Annotated in this window: 18 protein-coding genes; 11 read left to right on the forward strand and 7 right to left on the reverse strand. The window is 58.6% G+C overall.

The window, feature by feature from the left end; all coding sequences use genetic code 11:
* Positions 1-50: 50 nt before the first annotated feature.
* On the forward strand, positions 51-2,495 hold the full coding sequence (locus F3J41_RS02135) for a DUF3772 domain-containing protein (RefSeq protein ID WP_166709807.1): 2,445 nt from the start codon (positions 51-53) through the stop codon (positions 2,493-2,495).
* 162 nt (positions 2,496-2,657) lie between these two features.
* On the opposite strand, the gene dld is transcribed toward F3J41_RS02135, so the two are convergent.
* Entirely contained in the window at positions 2,658-4,367 is a 1,710-nt protein-coding gene (dld, locus tag F3J41_RS02140) for a D-lactate dehydrogenase (protein WP_166709809.1), read from the reverse strand.
* Positions 4,368-4,522: 155 nt separating this feature from the next.
* Between dld and bglX the strand changes: the two genes are divergently transcribed.
* On the forward strand, positions 4,523-6,820 hold the full coding sequence (bglX, locus tag F3J41_RS02145) for a beta-glucosidase BglX (protein ID WP_031279874.1): 2,298 nt from the start codon (positions 4,523-4,525) through the stop codon (positions 6,818-6,820).
* A 145-nt stretch (positions 6,821-6,965) separates the two neighbouring features.
* The gene (locus F3J41_RS02150; protein ID WP_010616053.1) at positions 6,966-7,847 is read left to right on the forward strand and encodes an oxygenase MpaB family protein; all 882 of its coding nucleotides are present in this window, start codon (positions 6,966-6,968) and stop codon (positions 7,845-7,847) included.
* Here the strand turns inward: F3J41_RS02150 and F3J41_RS02155 are convergent.
* Positions 7,838-8,131, reverse strand: a complete 294-nt coding sequence (locus F3J41_RS02155; protein WP_152391213.1) for a hypothetical protein — start codon at positions 8,129-8,131, stop codon at positions 7,838-7,840. The two genes, F3J41_RS02150 and F3J41_RS02155, sit on opposite strands and share 10 nt — an antisense overlap.
* A gap of 226 nt (positions 8,132-8,357) precedes the next feature.
* Here F3J41_RS02155 and F3J41_RS02160 point away from each other — a divergent pair, with 226 nt between their 5' ends.
* A complete protein-coding gene (locus F3J41_RS02160; RefSeq protein WP_166709811.1) occupies positions 8,358-9,467 on the forward strand; it encodes a suppressor of fused domain protein in 1,110 nt (369 codons plus the stop codon).
* Between the two features lie 51 nt (positions 9,468-9,518).
* Here the strand turns inward: F3J41_RS02160 and F3J41_RS02165 are convergent, their stop codons facing one another.
* Entirely contained in the window at positions 9,519-10,412 is an 894-nt protein-coding gene (locus F3J41_RS02165) for a LysR substrate-binding domain-containing protein (protein WP_152391211.1), read from the reverse strand.
* A gap of 100 nt (positions 10,413-10,512) precedes the next feature.
* Here F3J41_RS02165 and F3J41_RS02170 point away from each other — a divergent pair, with 100 nt between their 5' ends.
* Positions 10,513-11,247, forward strand: coding sequence for a sulfite exporter TauE/SafE family protein (locus tag F3J41_RS02170; protein ID WP_152391210.1), 735 nt, complete (start codon positions 10,513-10,515; stop codon positions 11,245-11,247).
* A 158-nt stretch (positions 11,248-11,405) separates the two neighbouring features.
* Here the strand turns inward: F3J41_RS02170 and F3J41_RS02175 are convergent, their stop codons facing one another.
* On the reverse strand, positions 11,406-11,978 hold the full coding sequence (locus F3J41_RS02175) for a hypothetical protein (protein ID WP_104187066.1): 573 nt from the start codon (positions 11,976-11,978) through the stop codon (positions 11,406-11,408).
* A 43-nt stretch (positions 11,979-12,021) separates the two neighbouring features.
* Entirely contained in the window at positions 12,022-13,434 is a 1,413-nt protein-coding gene (locus F3J41_RS02180; protein WP_166709812.1) for a hypothetical protein, read from the reverse strand.
* Between the two features lie 397 nt (positions 13,435-13,831).
* Between F3J41_RS02180 and F3J41_RS02185 the strand changes: the two genes are divergently transcribed.
* Both F3J41_RS02185 and idi read left to right on the forward strand, forming a co-directional pair.
* Positions 13,832-15,727: a methyl-accepting chemotaxis protein gene (locus F3J41_RS02185; RefSeq protein ID WP_058769488.1), complete on the forward strand. Its 1,896-nt coding sequence runs from the start codon at positions 13,832-13,834 to the stop codon at positions 15,725-15,727.
* A gap of 193 nt (positions 15,728-15,920) precedes the next feature.
* Positions 15,921-16,454 (forward strand): isopentenyl-diphosphate Delta-isomerase, encoded by a 534-nt coding sequence (idi, locus tag F3J41_RS02190; RefSeq protein WP_058769490.1) that lies wholly within the window; start codon positions 15,921-15,923, stop codon positions 16,452-16,454.
* A gap of 31 nt (positions 16,455-16,485) precedes the next feature.
* Here the strand turns inward: idi and F3J41_RS02195 are convergent, their stop codons facing one another.
* On the reverse strand, positions 16,486-17,952 hold the full coding sequence (locus tag F3J41_RS02195; RefSeq protein ID WP_166709814.1) for an MFS transporter: 1,467 nt from the start codon (positions 17,950-17,952) through the stop codon (positions 16,486-16,488).
* Positions 17,953-18,169: 217 nt separating this feature from the next.
* On the opposite strand from F3J41_RS02195, the gene F3J41_RS02200 reads away from it, so the two are divergent.
* From F3J41_RS02200 to F3J41_RS02215, 4 genes are read left to right on the forward strand one after another with little or no spacing between them, the layout of a single operon-like run.
* A complete protein-coding gene (locus F3J41_RS02200) occupies positions 18,170-19,078 on the forward strand; it encodes an ABC transporter substrate-binding protein (protein ID WP_058780854.1) in 909 nt (302 codons plus the stop codon).
* A 3-nt stretch (positions 19,079-19,081) separates the two neighbouring features.
* Positions 19,082-20,248, forward strand: coding sequence for an ABC transporter permease (locus tag F3J41_RS02205; RefSeq protein WP_166709816.1), 1,167 nt, complete (start codon positions 19,082-19,084; stop codon positions 20,246-20,248).
* Positions 20,241-21,176, forward strand: a complete 936-nt coding sequence (locus F3J41_RS02210; RefSeq protein ID WP_021508457.1) for an ABC transporter ATP-binding protein — start codon at positions 20,241-20,243, stop codon at positions 21,174-21,176. Before F3J41_RS02205 ends, F3J41_RS02210 begins: the two co-directional genes overlap by 8 nt.
* Positions 21,176-21,907: an ABC transporter permease gene (locus F3J41_RS02215; RefSeq protein ID WP_021508456.1), complete on the forward strand. Its 732-nt coding sequence runs from the start codon at positions 21,176-21,178 to the stop codon at positions 21,905-21,907. The genes F3J41_RS02210 and F3J41_RS02215 overlap by 1 nt, the downstream gene beginning before the upstream one ends.
* Before the next feature lie 167 nt (positions 21,908-22,074).
* On the opposite strand, the gene F3J41_RS02220 is transcribed toward F3J41_RS02215, so the two are convergent.
* Positions 22,075-22,809, reverse strand: coding sequence for a MerR family transcriptional regulator (locus tag F3J41_RS02220; protein ID WP_031279872.1), 735 nt, complete (start codon positions 22,807-22,809; stop codon positions 22,075-22,077).
* Positions 22,810-22,918 lie beyond the last annotated feature (109 nt).

Consider the following 22,918-nt stretch of genomic DNA (forward strand, 5'->3'; position numbering starts at 1 on the left):
ACGGTCAACCTTGCGTTTATAGGCTGTTATTGCGCTGGAATCTCACTCATATGTTCAAGTTTCGTTCTCTGTTTACCCCGTTCCTGCTGCTACTGGTGTTATTCACGCCGGCGCTCAGCTATGCGGATGACAACGCCGCGCCCGCGCAGCAGGAAGAAGACGCGGCACCGAAGGTCAATCCGGCGGTAGAACTGCCGAAGATGCAGAAGATCCTCGACAAAATTAAGGGCCAGGTGTCTGGCGATACCAATGAAAACCAGCTCAACCAGCTCAATGAGATGGCGCTGGAGCTGTCAGGTAATGCGGAAACCCTCGGCCAGGCGCTGATTCCGCAGCGTCAGCAGCTGGATGCGCAGCTGGCGGTGCTCGGCCCGGCGCCGAAGGCGGACAGCGGCGTGAAAGAGACGCCGGAAGTGACGCGCAAACGCGCCGCGCTGGAGAATCAGAAGGGCAAACTGGATGATCAGATCAAGCAGGCCGACGGCATCAAAAACGGGGCGCTGGTGCTATCCTCGCAGATCGTCAACCTGCGGCGCGATCAGCTGAAAAGCCAGCTGGCGCTCAACTCCGGCAGTATTTTAGGGCCACGCTTCTGGTCACCGCTGTTCAGCCGTCAGGACCTGGATGGCGAAAAAATTGGCGACTTTATCAGCGAGCTGCAGGATACCGCCGCGCTGTCGTGGGAGCCGGGCTGGCGCGTGGGCACGGTCGGCTGGCTGCTGGCGGCGCTGCTGGTGATGACGCTGGGCCGGCGTTACAGCGAAGAGTTTCTGGCGTGGGTCAGCATTCACAAACTGCCGGAAGGGCGGCTGCGCCGCAGCTTCCTCGCGGCGGCGATTGCGCTGACCACGCTGGCGGCCGTGGTGCTGACCTTTAATTTTCTCTCGCTGGCGTTTGTGCGCCGCGATGAAGTGTCCAGTGACGTGCAGGATTTTATCAGCCGTCTGGTGCAGCTCAGCGTTTACTGCGGACTGATCGCCGGTCTCGGCCGCGCATTTCTGTCAACGCGCCGCCCGAGCTGGCGTCTGCCGAGCATCTCCAGTGAAGTGGCGCTGGCGCTGAAGCCGTTCCCGCCGATTACCGCCGCGCTGGTGTTTATCTTCCAGACCGCCGAGTCGTTTAACTACACGGTCGGCACCAGCCTGAACACCACCATTTTTGCTAACGGCCTGACGGCGCTGCTGATTGGCAGCACCGGGCTGGCGATCAGCATGCGCACCAATCGCGTGCGTCGTCGCATGGCGCAGGCCGGCAATCCGCCGGAAGCGCGTCCGACCATCGTCGGCCTGGTGCAGCTGGCGCTGACGGTCACCGCAGTGGCGATTCTGGTTTCGCTGATTGTCGGCTACGTCACGCTGGCGCGCTTCCTCAGCTATGAAGTGATCTGGTGCGGCATCCTGTTTGGCTCGTTCTACTTCCTCAGTCATCTGATCAACGACGGTTGTGAAAGCCTGTTCTCCACCAACAACGCGACCGGCAAGCGGTTGCAGACCTCGCTGAATATTGACGAGCGCTACCTGCAGCAGGCCGCAACGCTGCTCAGCGCCGTGGGTAAAACCCTGCTGGTGGCATTTGTCGCGCTGGCGCTGCTCAACGGCACGTTTGCCTCGTCCACGCCGATTGAGCTGATCCAGAAAGTCATTGAGTTCTGGGGTGGCAAAGGGCTGGAGTCGCTCAACATTGTGCCGGCGCACATGGTGAACGCCATTCTGTGTCTGGTGGTGGGTATCTACGTGCTGCGCTCGGTGCGGCGCTGGCTGGACAAAGAGTTCCTGCCGAAGACCACCATGGATATCGGCATGCGCGTGTCGCTGGTGACGCTGTTCAGCAATATCGGCTACGTGCTGATTATCCTGCTGACGCTGTCGATTATGGGGCTGCAGTGGAACAAGCTGGCATGGATCGTCAGCGCCCTGTCGGTGGGTATCGGTTTCGGCTTACAGGAGATTGTGAAGAACTTTATCTCCGGTCTGATCCTGCTGACCGAGCGTCCGGTGAAGGTCGGCGATCTGGTGAGCATCAGCGGTATCGAAGGGGATATTCGCCGTATTAACGTGCGTGCGACTGAGATTCAGCTGGGCGATAAATCTACGGTGATTGTGCCGAACTCGCAGCTGATTTCGCAGAACGTGCGTAACGCCACCATGGGCAATGCGCAGGGCGTGGTGACGATTCAGCTGACCTTCCCGCTGGATATCGATCCGGTGCAGGTGCGTGAACTGTTGCTGGACGTCTATCGTGAAAACGAGCGTATTCTCGAAACGCCGGAGCCGTCGGTTTCGTTTAAAGATTTGACGCCGGCCGGCATTGTGCTGAGCGTGACCGGCAACGTCGCCAGCCAGCGCCAGATTTCCGGTGCGAAAAGCGATCTGCTGTTCGATATTCTGACGCGCCTGCGCAAAGAGGGCATCGTGCTGTCGACGCCGCAGACCATGATTATCGAACGCCGAGCGCTGCCGGCGACGGCACAGGAGCAATCCGATCCCATACCGTAACAACGGTCTGGGTCATAATCGCACGCGGTGGTGAATCCAGGTCGGCATAAATGCCGACCCTACACGCCTGTGGAACGTGAGGGTGAATTCTGGGGCGGCATCAATGCCGACCCGACGGTTGTAGGGTGGCCATTTATGGCCACCGGGACAGCGTTAATTCCTTCAGGCTTTCACCGCCCAGCCTTTCTGCTTACTGGTTTTCCCGATGCCCGGGTTAAAGGTATTGGTCGGATCGAGCTGGCGATAAAACGCCTGCAGCTGCGGTTTGGCCGCATACAGATGGCCAACGTTATGCTCTGCCGGATACTCCGCGCCGCGCGCCGCGAGGATCGCCAGCATCTTCTCCTTCAGCGCATGGGCATCCACGCCTTTCTTCACAATGTAATCCTGATGGAACACGTGGCAGAAGAAGTGGCCGTAGTAGAGACGATGAATCAGATCGTGATCAAACTCCGGCGGCAGGCGCTCAAACCACTCCTGATCGTTGCGGCGCAGCGCAATGTCCAGCGCCAGAATATCCTCCACTTCGTCAGCGTGCACCGCGTGATAGCGCACGGCGGCGCCGGCTGCGGCAAAACGATGCAGAAAGGCGTGCGCGCCCTCTTTGGCGTCGCAGGCAAAGAACTCACCACCGCCTTCGCGGAAATACTCCTGCAGATACGCCTGCGCTTCGGCCACGCCGTCGCCGGACATCTTCAGCATCAGGTGGTGCTCGTATTTGTCACGATACTGCTTCAGGCGCTTCGGCAGGTGCGCCGGGAACCAGCGGCTGATGCGTTGCAGCAGGCGATCGGTCAGGTGCGGCTTAACGAAGCTCAGCTTGCTGAGCCAGGCATCCACCCGGCCTTTGAGGGTGAAAAACAGCGGCATCTTGTCGGTGCCGAGTTTATCAATCATCACAAAGGTGTCTTTACCGTAGACCTCGGCGATGTCGAAAATATCGCGGTGCATGTACTCACCGGCGACCGGTAAATGGGTAAACTCCGCCAGCATGTGGCGACGCAGCTCGCCGAGCGTCGCCGGGTCGTTGGTGCCAATGTAAAACACCTGCTGCTTCGGCTCGGTGGGGAAGGTGTCGAGCCGCACGGCAAACACCGCCAGTTTGCCGGCGCAGCCTGACGCCTCAAACAGGCGCCGCTGGTCGGCGTTGAAACGCGCCGGCGTATCGGCATGAATGTCCCGCACCCGCTCGGCGTATTCGTGGTCGGACGCGTGGCGCGCATCCCAGCGCACATCATCCGGCTGCCAGCGCTCGTCGTCCAGCCGGCCGAGAATCTCTTCCGGCGAATGACCGAGGTCGATGCCCAGATGGTTGACCAGCCGGAGCTTGCCGTCGGCGTCCACCTGCGCAAACAGCGCCATTTCGCTGTAGGCCGGGCCGCGTTTGATCAGCGAGCCGCCGGAGTTATTGCAGATGCCGCCCAGCACCGAGGCGCCGATGCACGAGGAGCCAATCACCGAGTGCGGCTCGCGCCCGAGCGGTTTAAGGGTTTTCTCCAGCTGATACAGCGTGCTGCCGGGGAAGGCGAGAATCTGCCTGCCGCCGTCGATCAGCTGCAGTTTGTCGAGACGCAGGGTACTGATGATCACCACCGGGCGATCGTAATCGTTGCCGTTGGGCGTTGAACCTTCGGTCAGACCGGTATTGGCGGCCTGCATCAGCACGATGGCATCGGCCTGTACCAGCGCCTGCAGCACGCGCCATAGCTCCAGCAGCGAGCCGGGGAAAACCACCGCCAGCGCATCGCCCTCGCCGGAACGGAAACCCTTACGATAGCGCGCGGTCTGCTCTGCGTCGGTCAGCAGCTGTGATGCGCCGACCAGACGGCGCAGCTCGGACAGCAGGGCAGGGTGTGAGGTGTTGTTATTCATTAGCCTATCCTTGTCGTTAACGTGGCGTTTCTACTGTAGCACGCGTCGGCCACGGGGGCGCAGTGTGACAATGGCGGCTACCTGCTATCCTCATCTTGTGGCACACTGCCCCGGTTATTTCGATATTGCGCAGTTACTTAAGAGAACCCGACCTGATGAAATGGATTTACTCTGTTAGCCTCGCTGTTTCCCTTGCCGTGCAACCCGCGTTTGCGGACGATCTGTTCGGCCCCCATCCAATGACGGAACAGGCGCGTGACGCCTTTGTTAATCAGCTGCTGAGCAAAATGACGCTGGATGAAAAGATTGGGCAAATGCGCCTGATCAGCGTCGGTCCGGATACGCCAAAAGAGGCGATTCGCGACATGATTCAGCACGGCCAGGTCGGGGCGATTTTCAATACGGTAACGCGTCCGGATATCCGCGCCATGCAGGATCAGGTCATGCAGCTCAGCCGCCTGAAGGTGCCGCTGTTCTTTGCTTATGACGTGGTGCACGGCCAGCGCACCATTTTCCCGATTCCGCTCGGCCTCGCCGCCAGCTGGGATCTGCAAGCCGTTAGCGAAGTGGGACGCATCTCCGCCTATGAAGCGGCAGACGACGGCCTCAACATGACCTGGGCGCCGATGGTGGATGTGTCGCGCGAACCGCGCTGGGGCCGCGGCTCTGAAGGATTTGGCGAGGATACCTATCTCACCTCGCAGATGGGCAGTGCGATGGTCAAAGCCATGCAGGGCAAGAGCGCCGCCGACCGCTACGCCATCATGACCAGCGTTAAGCACTTTGCAGCTTACGGCGCAGTAGAAGGCGGTCGTGATTACAACACCGTCGACATGAGCCCGCAGCGCCTGTTCCAGGATTATCTGCCGCCGTATAAAGCTTCGCTGGATGCCGGCAGCGGCGGCGTGATGGTGGCGCTCAACTCGCTGAACGGCACCCCGGCCACCGCCGACAGCTGGCTGCTGAAAGATATTCTGCGCAACGACTGGAAATTCAAAGGCATCACCATCAGCGATCACGGTGCCATCAAAGAGTTAATCAAACACGGCGTCGCCAGCGATCCGCAGGATGCCGTGCGTATTGCGCTGAAATCCGGCATCGACATGAGTATGAGCGACGAGTATTACAGCAAATACCTGCCGGGGCTGGTGAAAAGCGGCGCGGTGAGCATGGCGGAAATCGACGATGCGGCCCGTCACGTGCTCAACGTTAAATATGACATGGGCCTGTTCAACGACCCGTACAGCCATCTCGGTCCGAAAGGCAGCGATCCGCAGGACACCAATGCGGAAAGCCGCCTGCACCGGGCGGAAGCGCGCGACGTGGCGCGCCGCAGTATGGTGCTGCTGAAAAACTGGCATGAAACCCTGCCGCTGAAGAAAGAGGCCACCGTGGCGCTGGTGGGACCGCTGGCCGATAGCCAGCGCGATATCATGGGCAGCTGGTCGGCTGCGGGCGTGGCGAAGCAATCTGTCTCGCTGCTGCAGGGCATGCGCAGCGCCATGGCCGGCAAAGGCACCGTGCTGTATGCCAAAGGGGCCAATATTTCTGATAACAAAGGTATCCAGAACTTCCTCAACCTGTATGAGCAGGCGGTCAGCGTCGATGCCCGTTCGCCACAGCAGTTGATTGACGAAGCGGTCGCGCAGGCGAAAAAAGCGGACGTGGTAGTGGCGGCCGTGGGCGAGGCGCAGGGCATGGCGCATGAAGCGTCGAGCCGCAGCGACCTGGTGATCCCGCCGAGCCAGCAGAAGCTGCTGGCGGCCCTGAAAGCCACCGGGAAACCGCTGGTGATTGTGCTGATGAATGGCCGTCCGCTGGCGCTGGTGAATGAGGACCGCATGGCGGATGCGATGCTGGAGACCTGGTTCAGCGGTACCGAAGGCGGTAACGCCATCGCCGATGTGCTGTTCGGTGATTACAACCCATCGGGCAAACTGCCGGTGTCATTCCCGCGCTCGGTCGGGCAGATTCCTATTTATTACAATCATTTGCCAACCGGCCGTCCGTACAATTTCGAGAAGCCGAACAAGTACACCTCGCACTACTACGACGCGGTCAACGGTCCGCTCTATCCGTTTGGTTACGGTTTGAGCTATACCCAGTTCAGCGTGTCACCGGTGAAGATGTCTGCCCCGACCATGCCGCGTAACGGCACAGTGGAAGCCAGCGTGACGGTGACGAATACCGGCAAACGCGATGGTGCCACGGTGGTGCAGCTGTACCTGAACGATCCGGTTGCCAGTATCAGCCGTCCGGTGCAGGAGCTGCGCGGCTTCCAGCGCATCATGCTGAAGGCCGGCGAGTCACAGACCGTGCGCTTTAAGATTGATGTCGATGCGCTGAAGTTCTGGAATCAGAAGATGCAGCACGTCGCCGAGCCGGGCAAATTCAACGTGATGATCGGGCTGGATTCGGTCAGAACCCAGGATGCGCAGTTTGATTATTTGTGAGTCTCAGGGTCAGCATAAATGCTGACCCTACAGGTTATGCTGTCGTAGCATTCCGGGGGCGGCATTAACCTGTACATGTTATGCTGGCGTGACATTGTAGGGTCGGCATTCATGCCGACCAGCTTAACCAGCCTGACGCGTCAATATGATGAATCTCCGCCACCGCATCGAACAGCAGGTCTTTCGCCTTAACGGCCTGTCGCTCAACGAGTTTGACATCTCTCAACCGCCGGGCGATCCCGGCCTGTTCGGCCCTGACCACATCATCTGGCAGGTGCACGGCGACTTTCCCGCGATGCTGTGCGGCGGCATCAGCGCGCTGATGCTACAGATGCTGCATCCGGCGGCGCTGGCGGGCGTGTGGGATCACTCCAGTTTCCGCCAGGACATGCTCGGCCGGTTGCGGCGCACCAGCCAGTTCATCGCGGTCACCACCTTCGGCAACACCGCCGATGCGCATACCCTGATTGAGCGGGTCAAACGCATCCATCTGCGCGTCACCGGCATCGATAACACCGGCAAACCTTATGCCGCCAGCGATCCGCATCTGCTCACCTGGGTGCACGTTGCAGAAACCAGCCGCTTCCTGGCCGCGCATCTGCGCTACAAAAATCCACAGCTCAGCCTCGCCGATCGCGATCGTTATTACGCCGAAGCGGCGCGGGTGGCGGAAGCGCTTGGTGCGCAGCAGGTGCCGAAAAGCGTAGAGGCGGTTGAGGCCTATTTACAGGCGATGCGGGCAGAGCTGGTTTACGATGCGCGTACTCACGAAGTGATGCAGCTGCTGCTTAACGCGCCGGCACCCAGCTGGCAGGCGAAACCGGCGATGCGTGTCATGCTGCGGGCTGGCTGTGGTCTGCTGCCCGACTGGGCGCAACAGCTGATGCAACAGCCGATCGGGCCAGTGACGCAATGGCGGATTGATAAGCAGATCGCGTTGATTGCCGCCCTGTTGCGCTGGTCAATTCAGCGTGGCGCCTGGGCGCGTGCCATGCAGCGCATGGGGCGCGATCCGCGTTACAGGTGAAATTCATCCTGCTTGCTGGTGTAGCTGCGCGGCGTGCGCGCCTCGCGTTTCAGCAGGAGCTGGCGTTGCTGATAGTGATGCAGCAGCATGCCCAGGCCAACGCCCAGTAGCGCCAGCGGCACCAGCGTGTAGTAGATATCCAGCGGCAGCAGCACCAGCAGCGCGATGCCACCGACGATCAGCGTCAGGGCTGCCATCACCCACGTATAGCGGACAAACAGCCACAGCAGCAGGGCGAGAATCACGATTTCGCGCAGATTGAGATCGAGGGTTTGCAGCACCATGACGACAGCTCCGCAACAGAAGAGTGCGCTGACAATAGCATGCGAAGCGGTAAAAGAATCGCAAAAAAATCTGAAGCTTCGCCGCTGCTGCCCCCGCCATTCTTAAGCCGGGCTGAACGATGGCCTGGCGCACTTTGAGAGTTTTACCCTTGTGTCACATGGCGCGAGTGCCGATCCTGCTCTATTCTCGGGGAAAATGGATCCCTCCAGGCATTGTCGAGGCGTTATGACACACCAACCTCTGATTGCTGAGGTGCCGAATCAGCAACACACTTTAACCGCCATCGTCGAACAGGATGCGCGTACCGCCTATTTTTATATCTGGCCGAACGACCTGTTCCGCAGTCAGTACGCCGTGCGCGGTTGCTGGTTGCGCAATCTGCTGCCGGCACCGGCGCAGGAAGATCGCGAAGCGATGGAGCAGGGTATTGCGCCTCTGCTCAGCGCCAGCTATTGCCGCACGCTGGAAGCGGAGCCGATGCTCGATCCGGCCGGCCTGCAAATTCTGTGGGAGCCCAGCGACGACGGTGCCGCGCTGTGGTATTACGGCCAGCTGCTGGCGGTGATCCCTGGCTGGAGCCTGTATCAGGACAAGCAGGTCAGCTTCTCGGCGGGCTGCATCAAAGAGAACCGTCTCACCGCGCCGCTCGGTTCAGCCTCCACCAACGATTACTACGCGCGCGCCGAACAGCAGCGTCATTTCTGGCGTGACTGGCACGATGGCCAGCAGTGGGATCGCGTGCAGAGCGAGCTGCTGCAGCGTTACCAGGCGCAGTTTGGTGAGTCGGTAAAATATTACGCCATCGATCAGGGCAACTGGCCGCCGATGGCGATTTCGCAGCACTGGCATAACGGCATATGGTATTTCTTCACGCTCGGCATGAGTATCCGGCCGATGCCGCAGGTGGATTACCTGTTTGATGAGCTGGCACCGCAGTACCGGCGTGTAGAGCTGGCGATGGCGGTGGATGGCGAAGTGATGACCGAGGCCAACGCGGTACAGATGGCCAGCGCGCTGGCGGAGTTTGCTCATCTGCCGTGGGCGCGGCTGACGTGGATTGGCGAAGGGCACACGCTGGCGTCGGAAGTTGCGCCGGTCGGCTTTGAAAGCTTCCTGCTGGCCAACGGGCTGGCGGGCGAAAACGCGCAACTGCGGTTGCCGAAGCGCGACGGCGATCGGCCAAATCTGCTGTGGGCGACGCCGATCACCGAAGCCGAGCGGCTGTTTGCCCAGGCGGACGATCGCGGCGGCCAGCAGCTGCTGCAGCGTTTGCTGGCGCAGGGCAGCGATCATGTATTCCGTCCGCGCCAGGAAGTGGTGGAGTCCGCACCGTAGTGCCTGCCGAAAAAGCCCCGACATACCCCTCTGGCAGCGACCAGGCGGGTATTAAGCGGATGCTTCCCGTTCCAGCCATGCGACAAAGCGGTTTAGCGACGATGATTTATCCACGTCAGGCGCAATTAACGCCACGTAGCGGCTTCCCTTCGCCTCAACAGCTAACGGGGTGACAAGCCGGTTGCCCTGCAAATCATGTCCCAGCATTTGTATTCCACCGATACCCACACCGACGCCATCAATAATCGCCTGCAGGCTGATATAATTGTGTTCGAATCGCTGAAAACGTTCCGGACGCACCTCCCCGACGCCAGCCTGCTTCATCCACCGTTCCCACTCGCCTGACCGCGTACTGGATAACACGACAACGTGGGTCGCCAGGTCTGCAGGGGTGTCCAGCGCTTTTGTGGCTAACAGTTTCGGCGCGGCAATCAGGGTGAGTTTTTCCTCAAATAACGCTTTCTTCTCAAAGTAACGCCATTCAGGTTTGTTCAGCGCATCCCGGCGAATCAATACGTCAAAGCCAGATAGCCCTTTCACCTCCGAACTGTTTGAGGTGGATACCGAGATTTCAATGTCAGGATATTGGCTATGGAATGCCGGCAGGCGCGGGATCAACCAGTGCATCGCAAAGGTGGTTTGCGCATTGACGCGTATCGTGCGGGTGTTGGGTGTTTTGCCAAAGCGCACCGCAGCATCGCTGATGATGTCAAAAGCGGTGCTGATCTCTGCGGCAAAAGCCCGGGCATGTTCCGCCGCCACGCTGCGTTGTCCCTGGCGTTCAAATAACGGTTGCCCCAGCCACGCTTCAAGCAATTTGATCTGGCGGCTAACGGCACCGTGAGTCATCCCTAATTCCTCAGCCGCGTCACTCAGGCTGTTGGCGTGCGCGGCCGTTTCGAACAGCCGCAATGCATTCAACGGCGGCAGGTTACGTTTTTTCATCTGTGACTTTTAGTATCAGTGGTGGGCAATATTTATCGATATTATGATCGATTCGCCCTCATTAAGATGCGTGCTTTGCCGTTGAAAATGAGGAAAGTCAGTGGGTGATTATCTCTTTGTGACGCTGATCGCGATCCTCTCCGGGGCGCTGAGTGGCATCATCGGCACCGGTTCTTCGTTACTGCTGCTGCCGCTGATGGTCAGCAATTTCGGCCCCAGAGTGGCGATGCCAGTCATGGCTATCGCCGCAATCCTGGGAAATCTCTCGCGCATCGCGGTCTGGTGGCGTGAAATCGACTGGCGCGCCACTCTGGCCTATAGTCTTCCTGGCGTGCCAGCTGCGTCGTTAGGCGCGCATGTGCTGCTCTCTTTACCCGCCTGGATCATTGATGGCGCGCTGGGTCTGTTTTTCTGGGTGATGATTTTGGTCAGACGCAACCTGAAAAACAGTCACTGGACACTCTCGATAAAGCAGTTAGGGCTTTGTGGTGGATTCGTGGGTTTTCTGACCGGACTGGTTCTCTCCACCGGACCGGTGAGCGTGCTGATTTTTACCGCCTATGGATTGAGCCGTGGCGCGTTTATTGGCACGGAAGCATCGAGCGCCTTGCTGTTATATTTCAGCAAGGTCAGTACGTTCGCCTTCCAGCAGGCGCTCTCAATGCAGGTTGTGCTCACCGGTGTGTTAGTGGGCAGTGGCATTATGCTGGGCACCCTGAGCACGAAGGTGATAGTCCAGAGACTGTCAGTCACACAATTTGCCGTGCTGATAGACGCCATTCTGTTTATTTCCGGCGCAGGATTAATCGTTAATGCCTGGTCAGGAGCACCATGAAATTAATCTTTATCACCCTTGAAATAATTTAAACGTAGCGGGTCAGCCCCATCGGCATCGCAACGAGAAGTCATAGTTGCAATAGGCAACGGATACTTTTCGCGCGATGCTGTGATGAGTCAGTTATGCAAGGTTCAGGTACGCTGGAAACAGACCTGTCAGATGATGACTACGCCGATTTTTGGGCATTCATCATAATGCGATGCGCCCCGGCACGAGCATAGATACACCGGTTCGTGAAAGCTTTTGGAGTATTGCTTGATCTCTTCCTGTGCACGGTCAACCGTCAATTTATGGAAAGAGTGATAAAAACCCACACACCAAAATGAACGCTGCTTAATTTCAGTCTCAATGTAGTGTGATTTAACGATCGAATTCACTTTGGATATGTCGTGCAACATTCCTTTGACTAATGTTGTCGCTTTTATTGCCCGCTTAAATTCAAGGTAGATGTACTGATCCTTTGCAGTATTAGGTTTTCTGAAAATCAAATCGACAAACATGTAAAAACGATTGAGTTTGCTTCTTTGATCAGATTTCGCCTTCAACTCCCTTCTGGTGTGAAAACCCTTCTCATTCAAAAGGAAATATTCAAACTCAATTTGAAACCATTTTTCCCAGTCGTTGTACTCATTGGCCACGACATGGGCAAATCTGGCTTTTACTTCCTTTTTTTTAATAAACTCTAACAATGATTCCTTTACAAGCTCAAAATCTTTAAATTCACTCATTTCAGATACCCTAAATAATAAATGCTGTGTGCCTGCCTGCTGATTAACGTATTACACTTACATTTTCCAGTTTCACCAGGCTTTCCGGCTTATCACCTACCTGCATAGCAACGGTGACGAACACATTGAGATCCTGCAGCCAGGCGAGTCTGACACGGCTACCCGCTTGTCCTGAATCAGTTTGCTGACAGTCGACTAAGAGATATTTGCCGCTAAATTCATCCGCAATGCTCTTTGCGTCTCCCATCGAGGTGACCTTGCAGCGTAACCCTGAAGACGTAATTTTCTTGTCGGAGTCAATACTCTCCCATTGCGCCTGATATTGTTGACCCGTTACTAGCGGAAAACGCAGATCCGTCTGCAACTTATTAAGGAGTGATGCACCTGTGCTGATGGACATGGTGAACTTAAGCTGCAACTGATTAGCCAGCGTCAAACGTTGCACCTTCCAGATACCGTAATCTTCCAGCTTACGTACATAACCATTTGGCTGTGCATCCAGCTGCACTTTAACCTTACCGAGCGTGCTTACTTCGGTATAACGGATTTGTTTGAAGCGTGGCAGCGCCCAGGGGGTAATCAGTGCTTGTGCCTGCCGTTCAATTTCAGCAGAAAGAGAATACTTATCCAGCCACTGCGAATTATTTTTACTCAGGTCTGGCATTAATGGCCCCATCAACGTGGATGCTGGCTTATTCGCAGCGGACACAAAATGTCCTTCAGCGGTAAACTTTTTTCCTGCGGGTAACTGGCAGAGCTGATCGAAACGTTGTGTCATCTGAGTATCAATTTTGAAGCTACTTTTGCGGCGAACAAGATCAGCAGTGATGAGTGAATCTGTAACGCGCCCCTCGCTGTCGAAATTCATGGCAGCAATTACAGCACCCTGATGGGTTTTACAGTTGTACAGGTAGTGTTCTGTTTTTAATCCCAGCGGCGCATCGTAAGGCGGTTCCCAGATGATATCTGCGTAATCATATCCCAGACGAACCGATAAAATATCGCCAGTGTGTTGAATGCTATTCACATCGACCAGTTTGGTGGTGCCGATTTCAGACGTGGCTGATAACTTTTCCCACTGAGCCTCTTTTATGGGGAGTTTGCACACCTTGTGAATATCGTCTGCGGTAATTTGCTGATCATCCTGTGCAGGCGCATACCGGAGATAGCTGTTACCGTAATAACGAGCGATGGTAAAGCCCTTATCATTTAACAGATCCTTATACAGGAGCTGTGCTTTGCCCTGTTTGCAATCAATCGACCGCCATTGTTGCGCCGTTTTTCCGTTATTGAAGTTTAACGACACCATGAAATTTACCCGATCGTGGATGCGGGTAACGGAAAAGGGATTCGTGATGGCACCTGTTAATTCGGGCATATCTGCAGCCTGGACGCAAGAAAACGGCAGGAGAGACAGCAAAGAAAGCGGACGAATTAAAGAGCGTACGAAGTACATATATGGTCCTTCATATATTGATTAAGAAGTTCAGGTATCGGCATCTTGCAGCAAATTTTTAGGCTCTGTGCGTGGGCAGCTTAGAGATGCGCTATACGTGGGGCGAGTACGTCCGCTGTTAGCACAACACAAAGGAACCAGCGCTTGCGCCATATTCCCTTTCAGGACGATTCCGGACGGCGAACTGAAGGCCGAAAGCCCGGCGTAGCGACTGGCACGGAAGTTAACACCAGAGCGGTCAGAAAGGGGGCAGGGTAAGGCCGGTGACAATAAGCGCTCTTATGATCACGCTATTCAATCAGTTAACCATTTTGTGATCTGGCGCACCTCAAGTTCCTCTGTAACAAGCCGTTAACCTCGATCAGGCAACTCGCCACACCAGGGTAAGGGCACACCGATGTTAAAAACCACACAATCCCGTTTCACCGCGACCTTAGTCGCATTCTTCGTTGTTCTTATGCTGGTCACCGTCCTGGTGATCAACCAGTTCATCGCGCCGCAGCTTAGCCAGAACGAAAGCAGGCTGGTGCGCTATGAGGTGGATGGTCTCGCCGGACGTATCGTCGAGCAGATGAACCGCGTGCAGGCGCAGCAGCGTGCGATTACCGAAGCGGCGGGCGTGATGGACAGCGCCGCCATTGATACGCTGCTGCCGGCGCTGGTTAACCAGTATCAGGACAGCAACGTGTTCGGCGGCGGTATCTGGCCGTTACCTAACCGGCGCGATCCGGCGAAAGAGAAAGACAGCTCGTTCTTTGCGCGTAACGCCAGCAACCAGCTGCAGGTCAACACCTACTGGAACTCCGATGCTGCCGACAAATACTGGGAGCAGCCGTGGTACAAAGATGGCATGGCCGCAGAAAAAGGCCAGTGCGCGTGGGCGAAGGCTTATCAGGATGCCGCCAGCCCGCAGCCGCGCACCAACTGCGCCATGGCGATTTACCGTAACGGCACTGTGTGGGGCGTCTCAACCATTGACGTCACGCTCGGCTTTTTCAACCAGCTGGCGCAGCAGATGGGTGAGGCGATTCATGGTCGCGTACTGATTGTCGAAGCGGACGGCAAAGTGGTCGGCAATGCCGCGCTGCTGGAGGGGACGCCGAAGCTGGAAAATCTGGCTGATACCCAGCTGCCAATGGCGGCGGCGCTGAAAGGGCTGCTGGCACAGGCCGGTTCTCAGCCGTCGCAAACCACCTTCAGCGGAGAAGATGGTGAGCACACGCTGTTCCTGCAGGCCATTCCCGGCAGCCCGTGGTATCTGGCCAGCGACGTGCCGTCAGCGCTGCTGGATGCGCAGACGCACAGCATGCTGACCCGTCTCGGCCTGGTCCAGATCCCGCTGGCGATTCTGCTGCTGCTGGTGCTGCTTGGCTTTGTCCGCGCGATGATGAAACGCCTGAATCTGCTGCATCAAAACATCGAAGCGCTGTCGACCGGTGGTGCGGATCTGACGCAGCGTCTGCCAGCCAGCAATAGCCCGGAATTCAACGCTGTGGCGCAAAGCTTCAACCAGTTCATCGCCCATTTGCAAGGGCTGATGCGCCAGGTGGGCGACAGCGCACTGGCGATTACCGCAGCTTCACGCGAAATCGCCAGCGGCAACGCTGATCTCTCGGCGCGGACGGAATCGCAGGCGAGTTCCATTGTGCAAACCGCCGCGTCGATGGAAGAGCTGACCGGCACGGTGCGTCAGAACGCCGACAACGCCACGCACGCCAACCAGCTGGCAGATGGCGCGTCTCAGGTCGCGGCGCGCGGCAGTGAAGTGGTGCGTCAGGTGGTCAGCACCATGGGCGAAATCCATCACTCCTCGCGTAAGGTGGTGGATATCATCAGCGTGATCGACAGCATCGCTTTCCAGACCAACATTCTGGCGCTCAACGCGGCGGTAGAAGCGGCACGCGCCGGTGAACAAGGCCGCGGGTTTGCCGTGGTGGCTTCGGAGGTACGCAATCTGGCGCAGCGTTCCGCCAACTCCGCGCGCGAAATCAAAAAGCTGATTGAAGAGTCGGTGGCCAATATCGACACCGGCAGCCAGCTGGTGGAGCAGGCCGGACAAACCATGGACGAGCTGATGCAGGGCGTCAGCAGCGTCACAACGCTGATGAGCGAAATCATGTCCGCCAGCCGCGAGCAGAGCATGGGGATCGAACAGGTGAACGTGGCGATTACCCAGCTCGACGGCAGCACCCAGCAGAACGCGGCGCTGGTGGAGCAGGTCTCGGCAGCGGCGCGCGCCATGGAAGAGCAGAGCGTGCAGCTTGAGCAGGTGGTGCACGGCTTCAAACTGTAATTCATCCCGTCAGAGAGCACAGCGGCGCGTTTTTTGCGCCGCTGTCACGCTTTTTCCCGCCTTTTTCTGCTGAATTATCTGCTGGCTGCTAAGCTTACTGCTTATCGCGCCAGCGCACGGAATGTGCGCGATTTTCTCCGCTGCCGCTTCCGCTATTGTGTACAATAGTGGGGATTTTTCCGAAGGAGTTGTCATGCCCGCCATTGAAGTTATCCTCGTTGACCACCTCGATCGTCCCACCGGCAAGATGGAAAAGCTGGAAGTGCATGAGAAAGGATTGCTGCATCGTGCGGTAACGGTTTACGTGTTCAATTCGCGCCATGAACTGTTGCTGCAGCGCCGGGCGCAAAGCAAGTATCACTGCGGCGGTTTGTGGAGCAATACCTGCTGCAGCCATCCCTACCCGCAGGAGCCGACGCGCGATGCGGCTGAGCGCCGCCTGCGTGAAGAGATGGGACTGCATCTGGCGTTAACGCCGGTGTTTGAACTGAGCTATAACCTGCCGCTCAGCAACGGTCTGATCGAACATGAGTACGGTCACGTGTTTTTCGCCATCAGTGACGAAGTGCCGGTGCTCAACCTTGATGAGGCTGACGACTGGTGTTACCGCTCAGTCGAACAGATTCAGCAGGAGATGCGCGACAATCCGGCAAAATTCACGCCGTGGTTCCTGCACACTTTTCCGCGCATCCCCAACACGCTGGGCGATTTCCGCCTCACCGCCTGAGCCAACGCCTCATCGCTGAGGCGTTATCCGCTTACTTAAAATCTTCCGCATCGACATCATAGCCTGACGGTTCCCAGCGAATCGCCAGCAGCGCCAGTAATCCAGCCAGCGGTGCGAGCAGGATCACCCAGAACACGCCGGTGCCGAACGCCGCGACCAGTAGCGGAAACACAAACAGGGATACCGTCGAACTGGCGCGCATCAGCGTCTGGTTAAAGCCGACGCCCACGCCGCGCAGCGAAGCCGGATAGCTCAGCGAGGCAAACGTCATGGTGTGCGAACCCGGACCAAACCCCTGACCGAACAGGAACAGCGCCAGCATGGCAATCGCCAGGGCCGCTTCCTCGCCGCCGGCCGGGCGACCAATCAACGCCAGGCCCAGCAGCGCCGCACACTGGCAGGCGTAACCGGCCACCGACATCTTCCACGCGCCCAGTCGCGGCACCAGCCGTACCGCCAGCAGCCCCCCGACAAAGGCAAACAGCAGGTTAAGCGCCAGCGAGACCAGAATGGTGGTCAGCATCGACTGCGCGAGGAAGCTGGAGATGATCACCGGCAGGCCAAAGGCCACGGCGTTATAGGCGAACGACGAGGCAATCGAGGTTATCGTTGCCAGCAGCGTACGGCGGCGGTAAACGCCCTGCAGCAGCGCGCCGTAGTTGCGCCAGCTGGCTTTACGTACTGGCTGTGCGGCAGTGAGCTCGGCATCCTGCGCGACCTCCGCGTTGATGTTATACGACCGCCGCAGGATTGCCGCTGCACCCTGCAGGTTGCCCTGATTTGCCGCCCAGATCGGTGATTCGCTCATGTAACGGCTGCGGATGGCGATGATCAACAGCGCCGGTACCGCGCCAAAGCCGAGGATCAGCCGCCACAGCCAGTCAGTATGGCTCTCAGGCAGCACCGCATACAGCAGCAGCACCAGCAGATAGGAGATGCTGATCGCCGCGTACCAGGTGGGGCACCACATCGCGACACTGGCGGCCTTATTGCCCTGACCGCGCAGTCGGGAAAACTCCGCCAGAAACGCCATCGCCACCGGCAGATCGATGCCGACGCCGAGCCCCATCACAAAGCGCGCCGCCGCCAGCACGTACTCGTTCGGCGCAAAGGCACAGGCCAGTGCCGCCACCACGAAGAAGAACATATCGGCCATGAAGACCCGATAGCGGCCAATTTTATCGGTGAGATAGCCACCGATCAGCGCGCCAACAATCGCGCCAAAGGTGATAGCCGACGCCACCATGCCGGTGCCGGCGGGCGTCAGATTGAATTCACGCGTGACATCTTTAATACCAAAGGCCAGCGCACCAAGGTCGTAGGCGTCGAGAAAAACCCCGCCCAGCGCAATGGCGATGACGATGCGCGCATTGCTGCGCGAGGCATTACTGTTGTTGACCAGCCGTGTCACGTCGGCCGCGCTGCTAATCCACTGCGTCTCGCCCTGCGGCGTATTCCCTGCCAGCGCCACGTGCGCCGAAGAAGTTAAGTCAGACATGATGTTGTGTGATTTATTGTAAAGAGTGGGGCTATGAGCATAAGCCGCGCCACGGATGTGAAAAATTCTATTTGGTTATAAGTGCAACCAAAGCGTTCTATAAAACCGGCAACGGATAGCAGAAAAAGAACGAATTGCGCCGCTTGACCGCACCCATCCCGTTTCGCCAGGCTACGCTTGATAATCACTGAAAGAAAATAATGCTGAGGAAAGCGCCATGATTAAGCAGGGTTTATTGGGGATGATCGCATTCGCGATGAGTGTCGGGGCCGTGCAGGCAGCGGACCCGGTCAAGGTAGGTTCCAAGATTGATACTGAAGGTTCGCTGCTCGGCAACATCATTCTGCAGGTGCTGAACCAGCATGGGGTAAAAACCGTGAATAAAATCCAGCTCGGTACCACGCAGGTGGTGCGCGGCGCAATCACCGCCGGTGAGCTGGATATCTATCCGGAATATACCGGCAACGGGGCGTTCTTCTTCAATGATGAGAAGGACGCGGCGTGGAAAAACGCGCAGCAGGGCTATGAGAAGGTGAAAAAGCTCGATGCAGAGAAAAATCATCTGGTGTGGCTGACGCCAGCACCGGCCAACAACACCTGGACCATTGCGGTGCGCGGCGATGTCGCGCAGCAGAATAACCTGCAATCCCTCGACGATCTCAGCGCTTACCTGAAAAAAGGCGGCACCTTTAAGCTGGCGGCGTCGGCGGAGTTCATCGAGCGCAGCGATGCGCTGCCAGCGTTTGAGAAAGCCTACAACTTCAAGCTGGGCCAGTCACAGCTGCTGTCGCTGGCTGGCGGGGACACCGCCGTTACCATCAAAGCGGCCGCCCAGCAAACGTCCGGCGTCAATGCGGCGATGGCTTACGGTACCGACGGCCCGGTCGCGGCGCTCGGCCTGCAAACCCTGAGCGACCCGAAGGGCGTACAGCCGATTTACGCGCCCGCGCCGGTGATCCGCGCCAGCGTGCTGCAACAGTACCCGCAGATTGCCGACTGGCTGCAGCCGGTATTCAGCAAGCTGGATGAGAAAACCCTGCAGCAGCTCAACGCGCAAATCGCCGTTGACGGTCAGGACGCCAGCCAGGTGGCGCAGCAGTGGCTGCAGCAGAATAAGTTGCTGTAAGCGGTGCTGTCACGGATAAACCGACCGCGCCAGCAGCCGGTGCTGCTGGTGCTGACGTTGCTGATCACGCTGGCGCTGGGAGCGCTACCGCTGCTGAGCTATGCGGCCAACCGGCTGGTCTCCGGACAGCCGCTGATGCTTTGGCAGGTAACGGCGGGCTGGCTGCTGCTGCTGCCGCTGTTATGGCTATGGCTGGGATTGTGGTGGCCGCCGGGACACGGTGCGGCGCTGGCGCAGCTGCTGGGCGCGGAGCTACTGTTCGCCCTGCTGATTGGCATCGGCGGCCACGCCGCCAGTGAGCTGGCCCGCAGCGGCAGCCCACTGGCGCGCACCGCGCTGGGCAGCGGCCTCTGGTGTGCGGCAGGATTAGCGCTGCTGCTGGCGGCCGAAGCGATTCGCCAGCTTAGCCAGCAGACGCCGCTGCGTATTCTGCTTAATCTGCAACTGTGGCTGCCGCCGCTGATACTGCTGCTGAGTGGTCAGCTGGACGCGCTGTCGCTGCTGAAAGAGTACAGCAATCGCACCGCTGTCTTTAACGCCGCGTTCAGCCAGCATCTGCTGCTGCTGGGCGGCACGCTGCTGCCCACCTTACTGATTGGTCTGCCGTTGGGACTCGCCATCGCGCGTCGCGCCCGCTGGCAACATGTCGCCTTCAGCGTGCTGAATCTGATCCAGACCGTGCCGTCTGTGGCGTTGTTTGGCCTGCTGATTGCACCGCTGGCCGGGCTGGCGGCGCATTTTCCGCAGCTGGCGCGCCTCGGTATCAGCGGGATTGGCGTCGCGCCAGCACTGATTGCGCTGGTGCTGTATGCACTGCTGCCGCTGGTGCGCAGCGTGGTTGCGGGGCTGCAGCAGGTGCCGCAGGAGGTGCGTGAAACCGCGCGCGGCATGGGCATGAGTAGCTGGCAGCAGTTCTGGCACGCTGAGCTGCCGCTGGCGCTGCCGGTGTGGCTCTCCGGACTGCGCGTGGTGGTGGTGCAAACCGTCGGGCTGGCGGTGGTCGCCGCACTGATTGGGGCCGGCGGCTTCGGCGCCATTGTGTTTCAGGGATTGCTGAGCAGCGCGCTGGATCTGGTGCTGCTGGGCGTGATTCCGGTGGTGGCGCTGGCGGTGATATTCGATGCGCTGCTGCGATTGCTGTCGGCGCTGCTGGAGAGAGGACATGATTGAATTTCATCAGGTGAGCAAAGCGTTCGCCGGTAAAGAGGCGATTCGCAACCTGTCGCTAAAGATTGAGAAGGGCAGTTTTACCGTGCTGATCGGCACATCCGGCTCGGGTAAATCCACCACGCTGAAGATGATTAACCGGCTGGTTGAGCATGACAGCGGCGAAATCCGTTTTGCCGGTGAGCCGATCGAGCAGATGGATGCGCGCGCGCTGCGGCGGCGCATTGGCTATGCCATTCAGTCCATCGGCCTGTTTCCACACTGGAATGTGGCCAAAAATATCGCCACCGTGCCGTCGCTGCTCGGCTGGCCGCGGGAAAAAATTGCCGCACGGGTTGAGGAGCTGCTGGCGCTGCTCAATCTCGACAGTCAGCTGGCGTCGCGCTATCCGCACCAGCTCTCCGGCGGTCAGCAGCAGCGTGTTGGCGTGGCGCGCGCGCTGGCGGCCGATCCGGAACTGCTGCTGATGGATGAACCCTTCGGCGCGCTCGATCCGGTCAACCGGCAGGCGCTGCAGCAGGAGATGCTGCGCATTCAGCAGCTGTCGGGGCGCACTGTGGTGCTGGTGACGCACGATATCGACGAAGCGTTAACCCTCGCCGATCAGCTGGTGCTGATGGACGGCGGAGAGATTGTGCAGCAGGGACGGCCGATTGACCTGCTGACGCAGCCTGCCAGTGATTTCGCGCGCCAGTTCTTTGGCCGCAGCGAGCTGGGCGTGCGTCTGCTGGCGCTGGGGCGGGCCGGCAGTGCGGCACGACGCGGTGAGTGGCTGGAGGCGGAACCGATCGCCGCCGGGCTGACGCTGCGCGAGGCGCTGTCGCAGTTTATTGCGCGCCGCACCGACAAATTACCGGTTGTCGATCAACATCAGCAGCCGCTGGGCGTGCTGCACTTTAGCGATTTGCTGCGACAGCAGGAGGCGGGCTGATGCGAGTGCTACGCGATCCGCTCTACTGGCTGCTGGGGATATTTCTGCTGTTGCTGTGGGGGTTACCGCACAGTGCGCCGCTGTTTGCGCACTGGTTTCCACAGCTGGAGCGTCCGCTGTACCAGCAGGAGAGTTTCTGGCAGCTGGCGCTGGCCCATCTGCTGCTGGTGATCAGCGGCAGCGCGCTGGCAATAGTGGTGGGCGTTGGCTGTGCGGTCTTCGCTACCCGTCACGGCGGCAGGGCGTTCCGCCCGCTGCTGGAGACGCTGGCGGCTGCCGGCCAGACCTTTCCGCCGGTGGCGGTGCTGGCGATTGCCGTGCCGGTCATGGGCTTTGGCGCTGCGCCGGCGGTGATGGCGCTGTTTCTGTATGGGCTGTTGCCGATTCTGCAGGGCACGCTGGCGGGACTGGACAGCGTCCCGGCCAGCAGCCGTGAGATCGCCGTCGGTCTGGGAATGGGACCGTGGCGGCGTCTGTGGCAGATAGAGCTGGCGCTGGCGGCACCGGTGATTATGGCGGGCGTGCGCACCTCTGTGATGATCAACATCGGCACCGCGACCATCGCCTCAACCGTCGGAGCGGAGAGTCTGGGTTCGCCGGTGATTATCGGTCTGAGCGGCTTCAATACCGCTTATGTGATTCAGGGCGCGCTGCTGGTGGCGCTGCTGGCGCTGATCTGCGACCGGCTGCTGGAGCGGTTGCAGCACGCACTCAGTGGGTATGCAGAATAAGGCTGTAGCCAACCAGCATCATGCCGCCCATGCCGCCAATCGCCATGATGGCAAACAGGGTGCCAATGAGAATTTTATTCCAGTTCATAGGTAAACCTGAGAAAAGTCATGAAGTGCGGCATGATAACGCGCACATGCGGTAAGGCAAAGGCCGCATGTGCGATTTTTCAGGTGGGTTCGTGGACGTGAATCGAGAAGCCCTGAGCCTGCCAGTGTTCAAACTGCTCCAGCTGGCGGCGCGTCGGCTTTTTACCGGTCCAGATAAACAGATGCTGGCCGGGAAACAGCTCCGGACGCGGCATATCCAGTGGTTCTGCCAGCACATCAATGCGCCAGCCCTGCTGCGCTAAGCGCCAGGCTTCCAGCCAGATGCGGGTGCGATCTTCTACGCCCCAGCCAATCATTAAGGCATCTTTGCCGGCTTTTTTACGCGCGCCTGCCAGACAGAACGCGACATAATCAATCAGTGCGCCGTCCAGCAGACTGCACATGGTGCGGGCGGTATTTTGATCCAGCCCGAGACGCTGGCGTACCGGTACAAAAACGTGGTCAATCAGCGCATCGACCGGGTGTTCACGGCCAATGGTGGCGATTTTGGTGCGCAGTTTGGAGGCGCGCACGTGGCGCAGCACGCTCATCAGCTCTTCCTGCAGCGCCGTCCAGCCGTCATGAACGTTGAAGGTCTCTCCTTCAAGCAGGGCTTTGACTTTGCCAACAGGCACACCGCTCTCTATCCAGCGTTTGATCTCTTCGATCCGCTGAACATCTTCATCATCAAATTGTCGATGACCACCCTCAGTGCGCTGCGGCTTTAACAATCCATAACGACGCTGCCAGGCGCGCAGGGTTACCGGGTTAATTCCACAGCGCTCGGCAACATCACCGATACTGTATAAGGCCATGGCATCCTCTAAAATTCTGACCTGCATAACAACACCTTAACCGCCAGAGTGAGCTTGTACAATGATTATTTTATTGTACAACTTGACCCACTGCACGATTTCGGGCTTT

The organism is Pantoea sp. Ap-870 (assembly GCF_011752515.1).
GTDB classification, from domain to species: domain Bacteria; phylum Pseudomonadota; class Gammaproteobacteria; order Enterobacterales; family Enterobacteriaceae; genus Pantoea; species Pantoea dispersa.